Source organism: Xanthomonas sp. F14 (assembly GCF_014199865.1).
The window spans coordinates 146778-162015 of the sequence record NZ_JACHOM010000002.1 but is presented as its reverse complement, the minus strand read 5'-3'; the positions used below and the strand labels follow the sequence as shown (position 1 = coordinate 162015).

At 66.0% G+C, this 15238-nt stretch carries 11 protein-coding genes; 2 read left to right on the top strand and 9 right to left on the bottom strand.

Annotated features, from left to right (window positions below; genetic code table 11):
* Positions 1-77 precede the first annotated feature (77 nt).
* A complete protein-coding gene (locus GGR73_RS09235; protein WP_221234051.1) occupies positions 78-2504 on the top strand; it encodes a penicillin-binding protein 1A in 2427 nt (808 codons plus the stop codon).
* A 213-nt stretch (positions 2505-2717) separates the two neighbouring features.
* The gene (locus tag GGR73_RS09230) at positions 2718-3368 is read left to right on the top strand and encodes a hypothetical protein (protein WP_039519223.1); all 651 of its coding nucleotides are present in this window, start codon (positions 2718-2720) and stop codon (positions 3366-3368) included.
* A gap of 102 nt (positions 3369-3470) precedes the next feature.
* Here the strand turns inward: GGR73_RS09230 and GGR73_RS09225 are convergent, their stop codons facing one another.
* From GGR73_RS09225 to GGR73_RS09185, 9 genes are all read right to left on the bottom strand, one after another.
* Entirely contained in the window at positions 3471-4760 is a 1290-nt protein-coding gene (locus GGR73_RS09225) for a citrate synthase (protein ID WP_024938127.1), read from the bottom strand.
* Between the two features lie 229 nt (positions 4761-4989).
* Positions 4990-5232: a type B 50S ribosomal protein L31 gene (locus GGR73_RS09220; RefSeq protein WP_024938126.1), complete on the bottom strand. Its 243-nt coding sequence runs from the start codon at positions 5230-5232 to the stop codon at positions 4990-4992.
* A gap of 71 nt (positions 5233-5303) precedes the next feature.
* Positions 5304-6242: a nucleoside hydrolase gene (locus tag GGR73_RS09215; protein ID WP_184456636.1), complete on the bottom strand. Its 939-nt coding sequence runs from the start codon at positions 6240-6242 to the stop codon at positions 5304-5306.
* A gap of 138 nt (positions 6243-6380) precedes the next feature.
* Positions 6381-8528 carry an ATP-dependent DNA helicase RecG gene (recG, locus tag GGR73_RS09210; RefSeq protein WP_184456634.1) on the bottom strand — a complete coding sequence of 716 codons (2148 nt, stop codon included), beginning with the start codon at positions 8526-8528 and terminating at the stop codon, positions 6381-6383.
* A 29-nt stretch (positions 8529-8557) separates the two neighbouring features.
* Entirely contained in the window at positions 8558-8938 is a 381-nt protein-coding gene (locus tag GGR73_RS09205) for a RidA family protein (protein WP_184456632.1), read from the bottom strand.
* Between the two features lie 616 nt (positions 8939-9554).
* Positions 9555-11096, bottom strand: a complete 1542-nt coding sequence (gene garD / locus GGR73_RS09200; RefSeq protein ID WP_184456630.1) for a galactarate dehydratase — start codon at positions 11094-11096, stop codon at positions 9555-9557.
* Positions 11097-11131: 35 nt separating this feature from the next.
* Positions 11132-12403 carry an OprD family porin gene (locus GGR73_RS09195; protein WP_184456628.1) on the bottom strand — a complete coding sequence of 424 codons (1272 nt, stop codon included), beginning with the start codon at positions 12401-12403 and terminating at the stop codon, positions 11132-11134.
* 76 nt (positions 12404-12479) lie between these two features.
* Positions 12480-13835: a glucarate dehydratase gene (gudD, locus tag GGR73_RS09190; RefSeq protein WP_081008578.1), complete on the bottom strand. Its 1356-nt coding sequence runs from the start codon at positions 13833-13835 to the stop codon at positions 12480-12482.
* A 19-nt stretch (positions 13836-13854) separates the two neighbouring features.
* Positions 13855-15234: an MFS transporter gene (locus tag GGR73_RS09185; RefSeq protein WP_046344127.1), complete on the bottom strand. Its 1380-nt coding sequence runs from the start codon at positions 15232-15234 to the stop codon at positions 13855-13857.
* Positions 15235-15238: the final 4 nt, after the last annotated feature.

Here is a 15238-nt window from a genome sequence, read left to right as displayed (position 1 = left end):
CCAGAGTTCGGCCCCAGCCAAACCCGGCGTCATCTATACTCTGTGACCAAGAAATCTGCAATCGGAATCTCTCTTACATGCCCCGTATTCGCCGTTGGCTGGGCTGGATCCTGGCCGCGTTCGTGGTGCTCGCCCTGCTTGGCGCTATTGCTGCCGGCGGCCTGTATTACGCCATTTCCTCCAAGTTGCCGGACGTGCAGTCGCTCAAGCAGGTCGAACTGCAGGAGCCGATGTACGTCTATTCCAGCGACGGCCGCCTGATGGCCGTCTATGGCGAGACCCGGCGCTACCCCATCCAGATGAAGGACGTGCCGCTGCGCCTGAAGCAGGCCTTCCTGGCGACGGAGGATGCGCGCTTCTACGAACACGGCGGCGTGGACTACAAGGGCATCGCCCGCGCGGTGTGGCTGCTGGCCAGCACCGATGCCAAGCGCGTGCCGGGTGGTTCGACCATCACCCAGCAGGTGGCACGGCAGTTCTTCCTCAGTTCCGAATACAGCTACACCCGCAAACTCGCCGAGATCCTGCTGGCGCGCAAGATCGAGAGTGAGCTGAACAAGGACGAGATCTTCGAGCTGTATCTCAACAAGAGCTTCTTCGGCAATCGCGCCTATGGCGTCGGTGCTGCCGCCGAGTACTACTACGGCAAGAAGATGAGCGAGTTGAGCCTGGACGAGATGGCCTCGCTGGCCGGCATCCCCAAGTTCCCGTCCAGCGGCAACCCGATCAGCAATCCGGAACGCGCGCAGGAGCGCCGCGATTACTACGTGCTGCAACGCATGGCCGACCTGGGCTTTGTCAGCCAGGCCGAAGCCGACGCCGCCAAGGCGGTGCCGATGCACGCCAAGCCGCACGAGCCGCCGGTCGAGGTCTACGCCCCGTACGTGGCCGAGCTGGTGCGCCAGGAAATGATCGCCAAGTACGGCGGCGATGTGCTCAACAAGGGCTACCACGTCACCACCACCATTGATGCCACGCTGCAAACCGGCGCCGATGCGGCGGTTGCCGAAGGCCTGCGCCTGTACGACCACCGGCATGGCTGGCATGGCGTGGAGCAGCATTTCGATGTCGCCGCCGATGCGGATGCCGCGGCACTGGCCAAGCATCTGTCGGGCGTGTTCACCCAGGGCGGCCTGCGCGCGGTGATCGTGGCACGCACCAATGCCGACGGCGGCGTGACCGTCGTGCAGAGCGACAAGACCGAGCTGACCCTGCCGGCCAGCGCCAGTCGCTGGACCAACAAGACGCCGGCCAAGCTGCTGACGCGCGGCGACCTGACCCGCATCCGCGCCGGCGAGAAGGACGGCGAGTGGATCATCGACCAGTTGCCGCGCGGCCAGGCCGCGCTGGTGTCGCTGGATGCCAACAGCGGCGCCCTGCGCGCGCTGGTCGGCGGTTTCAGCTTCGCCGGCAACAAGTTCAATCGCGCCACCCAGGCACGCCGCCAGCCGGGCTCCAGCTTCAAGCCGTTCGTGTATGCGGCCGCGTTCGAGAAGGGCTTCAACCCGGCCTCGATCGTGCTCGATGCGCCGGTGGTGTTCCGCGACCGCCGCGGCAAGACCTGGTCGCCGCAGAACGACGGCGGCGGCTTCCGCGGCCCGATGCGCTTGCGCGAGGCGCTGGTGCAATCGCGCAATCTGGTGTCGGTCCGCTTGCTGGACGCGATCAGCGTCGATTTTGCGCGCAAGTACATCAGCCAGTTCGGCTTCCAGGAAGCCGAGCTGCCGCCCAACCTGTCGATGTCGCTGGGCACGGCCTCACTGACGCCGTTGTCGGTCGCGCGTGGCTATGCAGTGTTCGCCAATGGCGGCTCGCGGGTGGAGACCTGGATCGTGGACGAGGTCAAGGACCGCGACGGCAATGTGGTCTTCAAGGAAGTGCCGGCGGTGGCCTGCCGTACCTGCGCCTTGCAGGGCGGCAATGTCGCGCCGGTGAGCCAGGTGGTGGACGGCTTCAACTTCGGCGCCCCCGCGCTGCCCAAGTCGATCGAGCCGACCCCGGCGACGCCGGCCACGCCGGCGGAGACCGCCCCGGCAGCCACTGCCGAAACCAAGATCGCGCCGCGCGCCATCGACGAGCGTACCGCCTACCAGTTGGTCTCGATGATGCGCGACGTGGTCCAGCGCGGCACCGGCACCGCGGCCAAGGTGCTGGGGCGCGAGGACGTCGGCGGCAAGACCGGCTCGACCAACGATCACCGCGACGCCTGGTTCTCCGGCTTCGGCGGCCCCTACGCCACCACGGTGTGGGTGGGTCGCGACGACTTCCGTTCGCTTGGCTATCGCGAGTACGGCGGCAAGGCGGCACTGCCGATCTGGATCGACTACATGCGCGTGGCGCTGAAGGACAAGCCGATCGCCGCCAACGATCCGCCCGACGGCATGACCCAGGCCACCATCAATGGGGCGGTGGAATGGGTGAAGAACGAGGACCTGGATCGCCTGCAGGACTACGACTACGGCCTGCAGGAACAGCAGGACGAGAAGGCGTTCGATATCTTTTGAGGGCGGGGATTGGGGAATCGGGATTGGGGAATCGGAACGGCTTCGTCCGCCTGATTCCCCGATCGGGTCCGCGGAATCGATTGCCTTCAGTTCAGTAGAAGGCGACGGGTAATCACCGTTGCGTGATTGTCCTTTCGGGGAGACTTGGGGCATTCGCCACCTCTTCATGCCGCTGTTGTAGAGTCGAACCAGGTTCATTAGGGGAGCCCGGTCATGCATCACGCGCGCGAACACGCCGATACGCGAACCCGAGAACGTCGCCATCGCCTGGCGCACGAAGCGGCCCGGCTGATGGCCGAGGGTGGCATCCGTGATTTTCATCAGGCCAAGCTCAAGGCGGCCAGCCGGCTAGGCATCCACGACGACGCATCGCTGCCGCGCAACCGCGAGATCGAAGATGCGTTGCGCGAGCACCAGCGCCTGTTCGCCGGGCCTGCGCACGGGCTGCGGCTGCGCCAACGTCGTGAAGCCGCATTGCGCGCGCTGGAGTTTCTTAGCCCGTTCCAGCCGCGCCTGGCCGGCCCGGTGCTCGATGGCACGGCCGACGCCAATGCGCCGGTGCAGCTGCAGTTGCACAGCGACGACGCCGACGCCGTGCAGCGCTTTCTGGAAGAACACCGTATTCCGGCCGAATCGCGTACGCGCCGGCTGCGTCTGGACCGCGAGCGCACGGCCGAGTTCCCGGTGTGGCTGTTCAGTGCCGAGGAACTGAGCTTCGACCTGACCGTGCTGCCTTACGATGCCTTGCGCCAGGCACCGCTGTCGCAGCTGGACGAAAAACCGATGCAGCGCGCCTCGGCCGCCCAGTTGCGTCAGTTGTTGGCAGAAGAGGATGGTGGCCACGCCCTGCCGCGCACGCGCTGAGCGCAGCCCGCCATGACGCGTGACCACTCACCACAACGCCAACCCGCAAAAGCAAACGCCCCGCAATGCGGGGCGTTCGTTCAAGCAGACAACCGCAGGCGCTTAGCGCTGGCCGGCGTCGGTGTAGTCGCGCTTGTCGTAGCCGGTGTAGATCTGGCGCGGACGGCCGATCTTCATTTCCGGGTCGACCTGCTGCTCCAGCCAATGCGACACCCAGCCGGCGGTGCGTGCAATGGCAAACATCACGGTGAACATTTCCACCGGGATGTTCAGCGCCTTGTAGATCAGGCCCGAGTAGAAGTCGACGTTCGGGTACAGCTTGCGCTGCACGAAGTAGTCGTCCTTCAGCGCGGCTTCTTCCAGCTTCAGCGCCACTTCCAGCAGCGGATCGTTGACGCCCAGTTCGCCCAGCACCTTGTGGGTCATCTCGCGGATGATCTTGGCGCGCGGGTCGAAGTTCTTGTAGACGCGGTGACCGAAGCCCATCAGGCGGAACGAGGAGTTCTTGTCCTTGGCCTTGGCCACAGCGGACTCGACGTTGTCGGCGGTGCCGATCTCTTCCAGCATCTTCAGCACGGCTTCGTTGGCGCCACCGTGTGCCGGGCCCCACAGCGCGGTGATGCCCGCTGCGACCGAGGCGTACGGGTTGGCACCGGTCGAACCGACCAGACGCACGGTCGAGGTCGAGGCGTTCTGCTCGTGATCGGCATGCAGGATGAACAGCAGATCCAGCGCCTTGGCCACCACCGGATTGATCTCCAGCGGCTCGCTCGGCACTTCGAACATCATGTGCAGGAAGCGGTCAACGTAGTTGAGGTTGTTGCGCGGGTAGCGGATCGGCCAGCCGATCGAATAGCGGTACGCGGCAGCAGCCAGGGTCGGCACCTTGGCGATCAGACGGATGGCGGCCTGGCGGCGCTGCTCCGGATCGTTGAGGTCCAGGGTGTCGTGGTAGAACGCCGACAGCGAGGCGACCGAACCGGCCAGCATGGCCATCGGGTGGGCGTCATGGCGGAAGCCACCGAGGAAGTTCTTCAGCGACTCGTGCATCATCGTGTGATGCGTGACTTCGTGGTCGAACTTCTTGAATTCGTCCGCGGTCGGCAGCTCGCCGTTCATCAGCAGGTACGAGACTTCGAGGAAGCTGGACTTCTCGGCCAACTGTTCGATCGGGTAGCCGCGATACAGCAGCACGCCGTTGTCGCCATCGATGTAGGTGATGGCCGACTTGCAGCTGGCGGTGGCGGTAAAGCCCGAGTCGTAGGTGAACAGACCGGTTTCTTTGGTCAGCTTTGAAATATCGACGCAATCATTGCCAAGCGTGGGCTTGAGAACCGGCAGAACGACCGACTTGTCGCCGGCGTTGAGCGTGACCTGATCAAGATCGGACACTGTGTACGCTCCTTCAGTGGAAGGCGCCTGTCACCAAATGGGCAGGCACGTGATGGAAGTCCAGGGCATCGCCCCGGATCACGTCATTATCGCACAGCAACATTTTGGCCGTCGCTTGGACAGAAGTCGTAGACGCCCCGTCGAAGGCGTGAAAACGAAGTTGCCGCCGCCCCAAAAAACAACGGCCGCGCAATGCGCGGCCGCTGCCGGTACAGCCCGTCCTGCAAGCTCAGCGCGCGTAGCGCTTCTGGAACTTGTCGATCCGGCCGCCGGTGTCGATCACCTTGTGCTTGCCGGTATAGAACGGGTGCGAGGCCGAGGAGATATCCACCTTGATCAGCGGGTATTCCTGGCCATCTTCCCACTTCACGGTCTCTTTCGAGCTCATGGTGGAACGGGTCAGAATCTTGAAATCGGACGTCACGTCGTGGAAGACGACGTCGTTGTAGCTGGGATGAACGTTATCTTTCATGGACTTGGCGCCGGGCTGCCTGGATAAGCCGGGCATTATAGCGGCCTCCCGACGCCCGGCGCAAGATCGCCTTACCCCGCCGCCAACGCCGCCGCGACCAAGCCGAAGAATTGCTGGCGATCGTAGTCCAGCAGCAGGTTGGCGTTGTCGGGGTTGCCATCCCGGCGCTCCCAGTCCACCAGGGTCATGCCGCGGGTATGCATACCGGTCAGCTCGATATGCACCGGCCGCTGCTCCAGCCGCTGTGCGCCCTCCGGGTGGAGCGCGAACGCCATCGCCAGCGCATCGGCGGCGTACCAGTACTCGCCACGGCTGTCTTCGGACCACAGCCGGGTCTTGCGCGAAATTTCTTCGTAGAACCGCGCCTGCGCGGAGTCGGCCGCCAGCCATTGCTCGACATCGCGATGCAGCAGCCCGTGCGCGATGGTGGCTTCCCAGTCGGCCACGTCGAACTGCGGAAAACCGCGGAACACGAGATGTGCCGCTTCCGGGTCGAAGCCGATATTGAATTCGGCCGCGGCGGTGATGTTGCCGTGCCCGGTCAGCGCACCGCCCATCACCACCAGCCGCGCCACGCGCTGCGGCAGGGTCGGATCCAGCGTCAGGGCCAGGGCCAGATTGGTCAGCGGACCGAGCGCGACCAGCATCAGCTCGCCGGCGTATTCGTGCGACAGGCGCAGGATGGCCAGCGCGGCGTGCTCGGTCTCGGCAGTGCGCTTGGCCGGCGCCAGGCCGACATCGCCGAAGCCGTCGATGCCATGCACATGCGCCGCGTCCACCGAGGGATGCAGCAGCGGCTGCGGGCAGCCCGCATAGACCGGCACATCGTCGCGCCCAGCAATCTCGCACACCTTCAAGGCGTTGCGCACGGTGTGCTCCAGGCCCACGTTGCCGGCGGCGATGGTCAGCCCAACGACCTCATGCCGGGTGTCGTTGAAGGCCATCAGCAAGGCCAGCGCGTCGTCCACGCCCGGGTCGGTGTCGATCAGCAGCGGTATCTTTTTGGTCATGGGATTGGAGATTGGTCATTCGGGATTCGTTGCCGCATCTTCGCAAGGATCGGCGAGGCACGCGAATCGGTTACCCATCCAGATCGCAGCAACCTGGCTCTGACGAATCCCCAATCCCGAATCCCCAATCCCCGCCACTCAAGCCGCGGCATAACGCACCGCGCTGCCGATCCAGCGCGCGACCACGCGGTCGGCAATGTCCGGCGCTTCGGCCAGCAGCCGTTCGGCGAGCACCTGCACGCGCGGCAGCAGCCCGGCATCGCGGGTGAGATCGGCGATGCGGAAAGTGGCCAGGCCGGTCTGCCGCGTGCCCAGCAATTCGCCGGGACCACGCAGCTCCAGATCCTTTTCTGCGATCACGAAGCCGTCGTTGGTCTGGCGCATGGTTTCCAGGCGTTGCCGCGCCATCATCGACAACGGGGCCTGGTACAGCAGCACGCAGCTGGACGCGGCCGCGCCGCGACCGACCCGGCCGCGCAACTGGTGCAACTGCGCCAGACCCAGGCGCTCGGCATTCTCGATGATCATCAGCGAGGCATTGGGCACGTCCACGCCGACCTCGATCACCGTGGTGGCGACCAGCAGATCGGTAAGGCCCTGCTTGAAATCCAGCATCGCCTTCTGTTTTTCCGCCGCCTTCATGCGCCCGTGCACCAGCGCCACGCGCACGCCGGGCAATTGCGCGGACAGCGCTTCGAAGGTGGCCTCCGCCGCCTGGGCCTCGATCCTCGGCGGGCCACCGGGGGGCGCGCCCTTGCCGGGCTCTTCGCTTTCTTCGATCAAGGTGCAGACCCAATACGCCTGGCGCCCTTCGGCGCAAGCGGCGCGGATGCGCTCGACCAGGTCCGGCCGGCGCTCGGCACTGAGCACGATGGTCTGCACCGGCGTGCGCCCGGGCGGCAGCTCGTCGATGGCCGAGACATCCAGATCCGCATAGGTGGACATCGCCAGGGTGCGCGGGATCGGCGTGGCGGTCATCACCAACTGATGCGGCACGCTGCCGGCGGCCGCACCCTTGTCGCGCAAGGCCAGGCGCTGATGCACGCCGAAGCGGTGCTGCTCGTCGATGATGGCCAGCGCCAGATCGTGGAAGACCACCGCGTCCTGCATCAGGGCGTGGGTACCGACCACCACCTGCGCCTGGCCGGAGGCCACCTCGGCCATCGCCGCAGCGCGTGCCTTGCCGGTGACCTTGCCGGCCAGCCAGACGATGCGCACGCCCAGCGGTTCCAACCAGCCACGCAGATTGCTCAGGTGCTGCTCGGCCAGCAGCTCGGTCGGCGCGGCCAGTGCGACCTGCTTGCCCTGCTCCACCGCCAGCATCGCCGCCAATGCGGCGACCACGGTCTTGCCGCTGCCGACATCGCCCTGCACCAGCCTAAGCATCGGCGACGGTTTTGCCAGATCGCGGGCAATCTGCGCGAACACGCGCTGCTGCGCACCGGTAAGCTGGAACGGCAACGCCGCGCGCAGTTGCCGCACCAGGGTGCCGTTGCCAGGCAGCAGCGGTGCGCGGAAGCGCTGCAAGGCGATGCGCTGGCGACGCAGGCTGAGCTGATGCGCCAGCAGCTCTTCGATCGCCAAACGCTGCTGGGCCGGATGCCCGCCTGCGAGCAGTTGCTGCGGGTCGGTGTTCACCGGCGGGCGATGCATGGTCAGCAGCGCGCTGCGCAGCGAGGGTAGTTGTTCGTCCTGCAGCCAATGCGGCGGCAGCAATTCCAGCGCGGCCTCGGCCGGCAAGCGCTCCAGCGCCTGGCCGATGAGTTTGCGCAACGTGGCCGGGCCCACGCCTTCCAGCACCGGATAGACCGGATCCAGGCTGTCGCCCAGCCCGGCATCCTCGCCCGGTGCCAGCACGCGGTAACTGGGGTGCACGATTTCCCAGCCGTTCTGTCCCGGCTTGGGCGTGCCGAACACCCGCAGTCGCGTGCCCGGTGCGAACTGCGCGACCTGCGCCGCGCGGAAATGGAAGAAGCGCAGCACCACGCTGCCGTGCGACTCGTCCGAGACCGCCACCCGCAACACCGGCCGGTAACGGAAGCCGCGCTCCACCGCATCCACACGCCCTTCGATCTGCGCCGGCACGCCGCTCTGCAACTGCGCGATCGTGGTCAGCCGGGTGCGGTCTTCGTAGCGCAACGGCAGATGCAGCCACAGATCCTGTAGCGTCGAGATGCCGCGCGCAGCGAATTTCTCGGCCACCTTGGGGCCGACGCCGGGCAGGCTGGCAAGCGAGGCCTGGCCTGCAACGGCCAGGCGCGGGGTGACGGTCGCTACGCGCGGCACGGCAGGGCGCTCGAGTCAGACGAGCTGGATCAGTCGAGCACCATCACCGCGTCGACCTCGAAGCCGGCACCCTTGGGCAGGCCGGAGACCTCGATGGTCGAACGCGCCGGGAACGGCGCCTGGAAATACTCCTGCATCACTGCGTTGACGGCGGCGAACTGACCGAGATCGGTGAGGTACAGGCCCAACCGCACGATCTTGTCGAGCGAGCCACCGGCGGCTTCGGCCACCGCCTTGAGGTTGTCGAACGCGCGGCGTGCCTGCACGCCGACATCGCCCAGCACGATCTCGCCGGTGGCCGGATCCAGCGGGATCTGCCCGGAGAAATACACCGTGTTGCCGGCACGCACGGCCTGCGAATAGGGGCCAATGGCGGCAGGCGCCTGGTCGGTATGGATGATCTGGGACATGGCGACTCCATCAACACTGAAAACGAACGCGCATTGTATCGGCGCCTGCCATTGACGGGCGAATGGGGCGTGGGCGGTGACGGCGCGCAGGCGTTGGGCGCCGGCGTAGCGGCGTGTTGCCCGGTGGGCTGGGCATCTTGCAATGGGCTGGTGTCTGCCCGCGCGCGCGCGATGGCGTGGTGAGGCTGTGCGCGTGCGCCGCTGGAGGCCGCGCGACGGAGCACGAGGCTGCGCACGTCCCCTCATCCGCCCCGACGGGGCACCTTCTTCCGAAGGGAGAAGGGAACGGCGCGCCCCTCTTTTGCTGGACGCTAGCCCCTCTTCCGCTGGAAACGCTGGCCACTGTCCTGCGAAAGAGGGCTTGGGTGAAGGCCCGGGCGAAGCCACGCCAAATGCGTTGCACTGTGGTGCGGCAGCGCTGCGGCGCGCGATGCTCCTGGGGTGCGACCTGTGCCGCGGGGTCGTCACGACGCACGGGGGCGGTCACGACACCGAGAGACGTGCAGCGCCGCATCATTGCTACCGACTCGGGAACATCGCCTCCTGCGCGGCGGCGCAACAGTCGGCCTGAGCGCTGCGCCACCCAGCGGCCCGCCACTGCGGAAAACCGGCAGGGCTAGGTGATCGGCGCCGGATTGAACAAGGCCAGATCGTTGTGCAGGCGGTGTTGCTCGGTCCAGGTGCGCTGGCCGCTGGCCACGTCCAGATAGCGCCGGAACAACTCCCAGCCCAATTGCTCCAGCGTCTTGTCGCCGGTCGCCACGCCGCCGGCATCGATGTCCATCAGGTCGGACCAGCGCTGCGCCAATTCGCTGCGGGTAGCCACCTTGATCACCGGCACCATGCCCAGGCCGTAGGGCGTTCCGCGCCCGGTGGTGAATACGTGCAGGTTCATGCCCGCCGCAACCTGCAAGGTGCCGCAGACGAAATCGCTGGCCGGGGTGGCGCAATACTGCAGCCCGCGCCCCTTGACCCGCTCGCCAGGCGGCACCACGCCGTTGATCGCCGAGGAGCCGGACTTGGCGATCGAGCCCATCGCCTTCTCCACGATGTTGGCCAGCCCGCCCTTCTTGTTGCCCGGGGTGGTGTTGGCACTGCGGTCGGCCTGGCCGCGTGCCAGGTAGGCGTCGTACCAGGCCATTTCGCGTACCAGCGCCCTGGCGACATCGGCATTGGCCGCGCGCGGCACCAGCAGATGGATGCCATCGCGCACTTCGGTGTTTTCCGAAAACATCACCGTGGCACCGACGCGTACCAGCAGGTCGGCCGCCACGCCCAGGCCCGGGTTGGCGGTCACGCCGGAAAACGCATCGCTGCCGCCGCATTGCATGCCTACCACCAGTTCGCTGGCCGGCACGGTTTCACGCCGACGTAGGTCCAGATGGCGCAGGCGTTCTTCGGCCATGGCCATGATCGAACCGACCATGTCGGCAAAGCCCAGGCTGGCTTCCTGCAAACGGTAGACGCCGCTGTCGTCGGCGCTGGCATCGTCCGGCAGCAGGCGCTCGGGCGCGAGTTTCTCGCAGCCCAGGCCCACGATCAGCGCCTGCCCGCCGAAGTTGGGGCTGCGCGCGATATTGCGCAGCGTGCGGATGGGGATGATGGCCTCCGGCGCGGTGATTGCCACGCCGCAACCATAGACGTGATTGATCGCTACCACATCGTCGACATTGGGATACTTGGGCAGCAGCTCGGTGCGGATGCGCTCCACCGCGTGGCCGAGCACGCCCACCACGCACTGCACGCTGGTCATGATGCCCAGGATGTTGCGCGTGCCGACACTGCCATCCCGGTTGCGATACCCCTGGAAGGTGTAGCCATCCAAGGGCGCGGGTGCGGGTGCCGGCTGCAGCGACAGATCCAGCGCGGCCAGATCGGGCGCTTCGGGCATCGCCAGCAATTGCTCGCTCACCCAGGCCCCGCGTGCGATGTCGGCATTGGCGGTGCCGATCACCGCGCCCAGGCGGATCACCGGCGCGCCGGCGGCCAGGTCGCGTAGCGCCATCTTGTGCCCCTGCGGAATGTGTTCGACGGCGGTGAGCCCATCCGGAAAGGTGGCGCCGGCCGGCGCGCCGTCATCGTTGACGACGATGGCGACGTTGTCGCGCGCATGGGCGCGGATGCTGAGCCAACGGGTGGGTTGCTGGGTTGCGGACATCGTGGGGCTACCTTGCAGGCGTGGGGTGGAGTGCATTACCGGTCGGGGCTGTCGAACTGACGGCGGTACTGCAGGATCAAGCGGTTTTCATCGACATTGCGCTGGTAATTTGAGCGAAAGGTGCCGTTGAACCAGATGACGCTCAAGTGCTTGAAGCGCTCGCTCTGGAATTGATAGGTGGTCAAGACATCCCGGGCCCACTCGCGGCCTTGGCCGGCATAGGTGGCCGGCTGCGCATGGTCGCCATTGATGTAGCGCGCCATGACGCTGAGACCGGGGATGCCGATGCTCTTGCCATCGATGCTGTAACGCAGCTGCCAGCTGCGCTCGCCGCGTTCGAGAAAGTCGTTGATGAAGGTCCAGTTGAAGACATTGCCGTCAGTGCCGCCCGGCCAGGGCATGGCGCTGGGGCCGGACAGGCGTTGATAGCCGGCGCCGAATTCGTGCCCGCCCGTGCGCCAGGACAGCATGCTGCTGAACATGCGGTTGTCGATCGGCCCGGCCAGCGACTGGCCGATGTCATCGGTACGGAAATACCGCAGATCCACACGCAGCTGGTCCTTGCCGAAGGTGTGCGTCTGGATGAGGTTATAGAGCTGCTGCCGGTAGATGTCTTCCATCACCGCGCCCTGATAGCGCAGTTGCGTGCCGGGCACGACGCTGTAGGTTGCCGAGAGCAGATTCAACGCATCCGAATCCGGCGTGCCCAGAAAACGGCGATTCTTGTTGGTCAAGGTGATGGGGACGCGCGAATCGCCATCGCGATACCAGGCGCTGGTGAAGCGCGCGAGCAGCAGATCGAGCTTTGGCACGTCCTTGGATTCCAGCGTCACGCCCTGGAATGTTTCCGGCATGATGCGGGTGATGCTGGCGCGCACCAGCGGCTCGTTGGGAATGAAGCTGCCCCACTTCACTTCGGTTTGCGAGGCGCGCAGTTTGAGCGTGGGTGCCACCCGCGTCAGCGCATGTTGCGCAGTACCGTCGTCGTTGCTGGGCAGCAGGCCGGTGCCGCCTTCGGCGCGCACGCCATCGAGCTTGAAATCGCCGATACCCAGCAGATCCAGGCCCGCGCCGACCGGCCCGCGGGTATAGCCGCTACGGGCATCGACCACAAACCCCTGCGCCCACTCGGCACGCTTGCCCTGCCCTTCGCCGCTGCGGAAATCGCGGTTGTAATAGAAGTTGAGTGCGGTGACTTCGGCCGTTGCGCCATTCCAGAACCCCTCATCGGGGTGTTGCGCACGCGCACGCCCGGCCGCGCCGACCGCCAGCAGCGCTGCGCCGCTGATTGCCATCATGCTTTTCATTACTCGGTTCTCCACCTGCGGTGAACTGGCGGCCATGCGCTGCGGCCGGCGCTCCGGCAGCAGGCATGAGGGCGCTTCAGCGCACCAGACAGGGCCGCTTGTTGTCGAAGGTCCAATTGGGGATCAGCGCCTGCATGGCGGCGGCATCGTCGCGCGCGCCCAGGCTCAGGCTTTGATAGGTGCGATGCGCCGCCTCCAGCGCGTCCATGTCCAGCTCCACACCCAGGCCCGGCTTTGCCGGCACCTGGATCTGGCCACCGACGATCTGCAATGGGTCGTGGGTCAGGCGTTGGCCGTCCTGCCAGATCCAGTGCGTATCGATCGCGGTCACCCGCCCAGGCGCCGCGGCTGCGACATGGGTGAACATCGCCAGCGAAATATCGAAATGGTTGTTGGAATGCGAGCCCCAGGTCAGGCCCCAGTCGCGGCACAGTTGCGCCACTCGTACCGAGCCCTGCAACGTCCAGAAATGCGGGTCGGCCAGCGGGATATCCACCGACTGCAACTGGATGGCGTGGCCCATCTGCCGCCAGTCGGTGGCGATCATGTTGGTGGCGGTCGGCAAGCCGGTGGCGCGACGGAATTCGGCCATGATCTCGCGCCCGGAATACCCATCCTGCGCACCGCACGGATCTTCGGCGTAGGCCATCACGCCGTGCATGCCGCGGCACAGGGCGATGGCCTGATCCAGCGACCACGCGCCATTGGGATCGAGGGTGATGCGCGCCTGCGGAAACCGCGCGTGCAACGCGACAATGGCGTCGATTTCGTCTTCGCCGCGCAGCACGCCGCCCTTGAGCTTGAAATCGCGGAAGCCGTATTTCTCGTAGGCCGCTTCGGCCAGGCGCACCACCGATGCCGGCGTCAAGGCCTCCTGGTCCCGCACAGCCTCCCAGTCATCGCGGGCACCGCTGCCGTCGCGATAGTCAAACGCAGTCTTCCGCCGGTCGCCGATGAAAAACAGATAGCCCAGCACATCCACGGCGCTGCGTTGCTGGCCTTCACCGAGCAAGGCAGCGACAGGCTGGTCGAGGAATTGCCCGAGCAGATCCAGCAACGCCGACTCGATGGCCGTCACCGCATGGATGGTGATACGCAGATCGAAGGTCTGCAGGCCACGGCCGGCGCTGTCGCGGTCGGCAAAGGCGGTGCGCACCTGATTGAGGATGCGCTGATACTCGGCGATGGAGCGGTCGCGAATGAGCGGCGCTGCTTCCTGCAGCAAGCCGGCGATGGCCGCGCCGCCAGGCACTTCGCCCACGCCGGTGCGTCCGGACGAATCGCGCAGCACCAGCACATTGCGGGTGAAGTACGGCGCGTGTGCGCCACTGAGGTTGAGCAGCATGCTGTCCTGCCCGGCGACGGGCACCACGCGGATGTCGGTGATGCGCGGCGTGGCGCCGATGCTTGCAGGTGCGGTGTGGATAGTCATCGAAAGTCTCCCAGGACGGTCACAGCGTTGCGGGCACGGGCATGGACGGGCCGCCGGGCGGCGCCTTGAGTTCCACGCGCTTGATTTCGCCCACCACCACCAGATAGGACACCACCGCCAGCAAGGCATTGAGCCCGACGAAGACCAGCGCCCACTCGAAGGTGCCGGTGGTGGAGACGATGTAGCCGATGACGATCGGCGTGGTGATGCCGGCGATATTGCCGAAGGTATTGAACAGGCCACCGGACAGGCCGGCGATTTCCTTGGGCGAGGTGTCGGCCACCACCGCCCAGCCGAGCGCGCCGATGCCCTTGCCGAAGAAGGCCAGCGCCATCAGCCCGACCACCATCCATTCGGCCTGCACATAGTTGCAGCCGATCATCGTCACCGACATCAACATGCCGACAACGATCGGCGTCTTGCGCGCGACGGTGAGCGAGTAGCCCCGCCGCACCATGCGGTCGGACACATAGCCACCCAGCACGCCGCCGATGAAACCGCACACCGCCGGCAACGAGGCCACAAAGCCCGCTTCCAGGATCGACATGCCGCGCTCCTTGACCAGATACACCGGAAACCAGGTCAGGAAGAAATACGTCAGCGTGGTGATGCAGTACTGGCCGATGTACACGCCCAGCAACATGCGGTTGCACAACAACTGCTTGGCGTAATGCCATTGCGTGCCCTTGGGCTGGCGGCCGGGCTTGTTGCCCTGCTCCATGTCCACCAGCGCGCCGTTGCGCTGGATGTAGTCCAGTTCCTGCGCGCTCAGGCGCGGATGTTCGCGCGGGGCATAGATGGTCTTGCGCCACACCAGCGCCAGCAACACGCCAGCCGCGCCCATCACCAGAAACACATGCTCCCAGCCCCAGGCATGCACCAGCCAGCCCATCAACGGCGCGAACGCCACCGTGGCGAAGTACTGCGCGGAATTGAAGATCGACGCAGCCAGACCGCGCTCTGCAGTGGGAAACCAGGCCGCCACGATGCGGCTATTGCCCGGGAACGACGGCGCTTCGGCGATGCCGACCAGAAAGCGCAGCACGAACAGCGTGGTGACCGCCCAGGTCACCGGCACCCAGTCGATAAAGCCCTGCAAGGCGGTGAACAGCGACCAGATCAGCAGCGACAGGCCGTACACGCGCCGCGAGCCAAAGCGATCGAGCAACCAGCCGCCGGGAATCTGCCCGGCCACATATGCCCAACCGAACGCAGAAAAAATGAAGCCCATCTGCAGCGCGTCGATGCCCAGCGCATCCTGGACCGCGGAACCGGCGATGGACAAGGTGGCGCGATCGGCATAGTTGATCGTGGTGACCACGAACAGCATCAGCAAGATCAGGTAGCGCCTGCGCGGAACCGTCGTTGAACCGACCGTTTTTGAATCGATAGCCATCATCGTT

What these genes read in the sequence shown, in the direction of transcription:
- GGR73_RS09215 (WP_184456636.1), bottom strand. Translation starts at nt 6,242, where the DNA reads ATGACCAAAAAGATACCGCTGCTGATCGACACCGACCCGGGCGTGGAC.
- garD (WP_184456630.1), bottom strand. Translation starts at nt 11,096, where the DNA reads ATGTCCGCAACCCAGCAACCCACCCGTTGGCTCAGCATCCGCGCCCAT.
- GGR73_RS09195 (WP_184456628.1), bottom strand. Translation starts at nt 12,403, where the DNA reads ATGAAAAGCATGATGGCAATCAGCGGCGCAGCGCTGCTGGCGGTCGGC.
- gudD (WP_081008578.1), bottom strand. Translation starts at nt 13,835, where the DNA reads ATGACTATCCACACCGCACCTGCAAGCATCGGCGCCACGCCGCGCATC.
- GGR73_RS09220 (WP_024938126.1), bottom strand. Translation starts at nt 5,232, where the DNA reads ATGAAAGATAACGTTCATCCCAGCTACAACGACGTCGTCTTCCACGAC.
- GGR73_RS09230 (WP_039519223.1), top strand. Translation starts at nt 2,718, where the DNA reads ATGCATCACGCGCGCGAACACGCCGATACGCGAACCCGAGAACGTCGC.
- GGR73_RS09235 (WP_221234051.1), top strand. Translation starts at nt 78, where the DNA reads ATGCCCCGTATTCGCCGTTGGCTGGGCTGGATCCTGGCCGCGTTCGTG.
- GGR73_RS09185 (WP_046344127.1), bottom strand. Translation starts at nt 15,234, where the DNA reads ATGATGGCTATCGATTCAAAAACGGTCGGTTCAACGACGGTTCCGCGC.
- GGR73_RS09205 (WP_184456632.1), bottom strand. Translation starts at nt 8,938, where the DNA reads ATGTCCCAGATCATCCATACCGACCAGGCGCCTGCCGCCATTGGCCCC.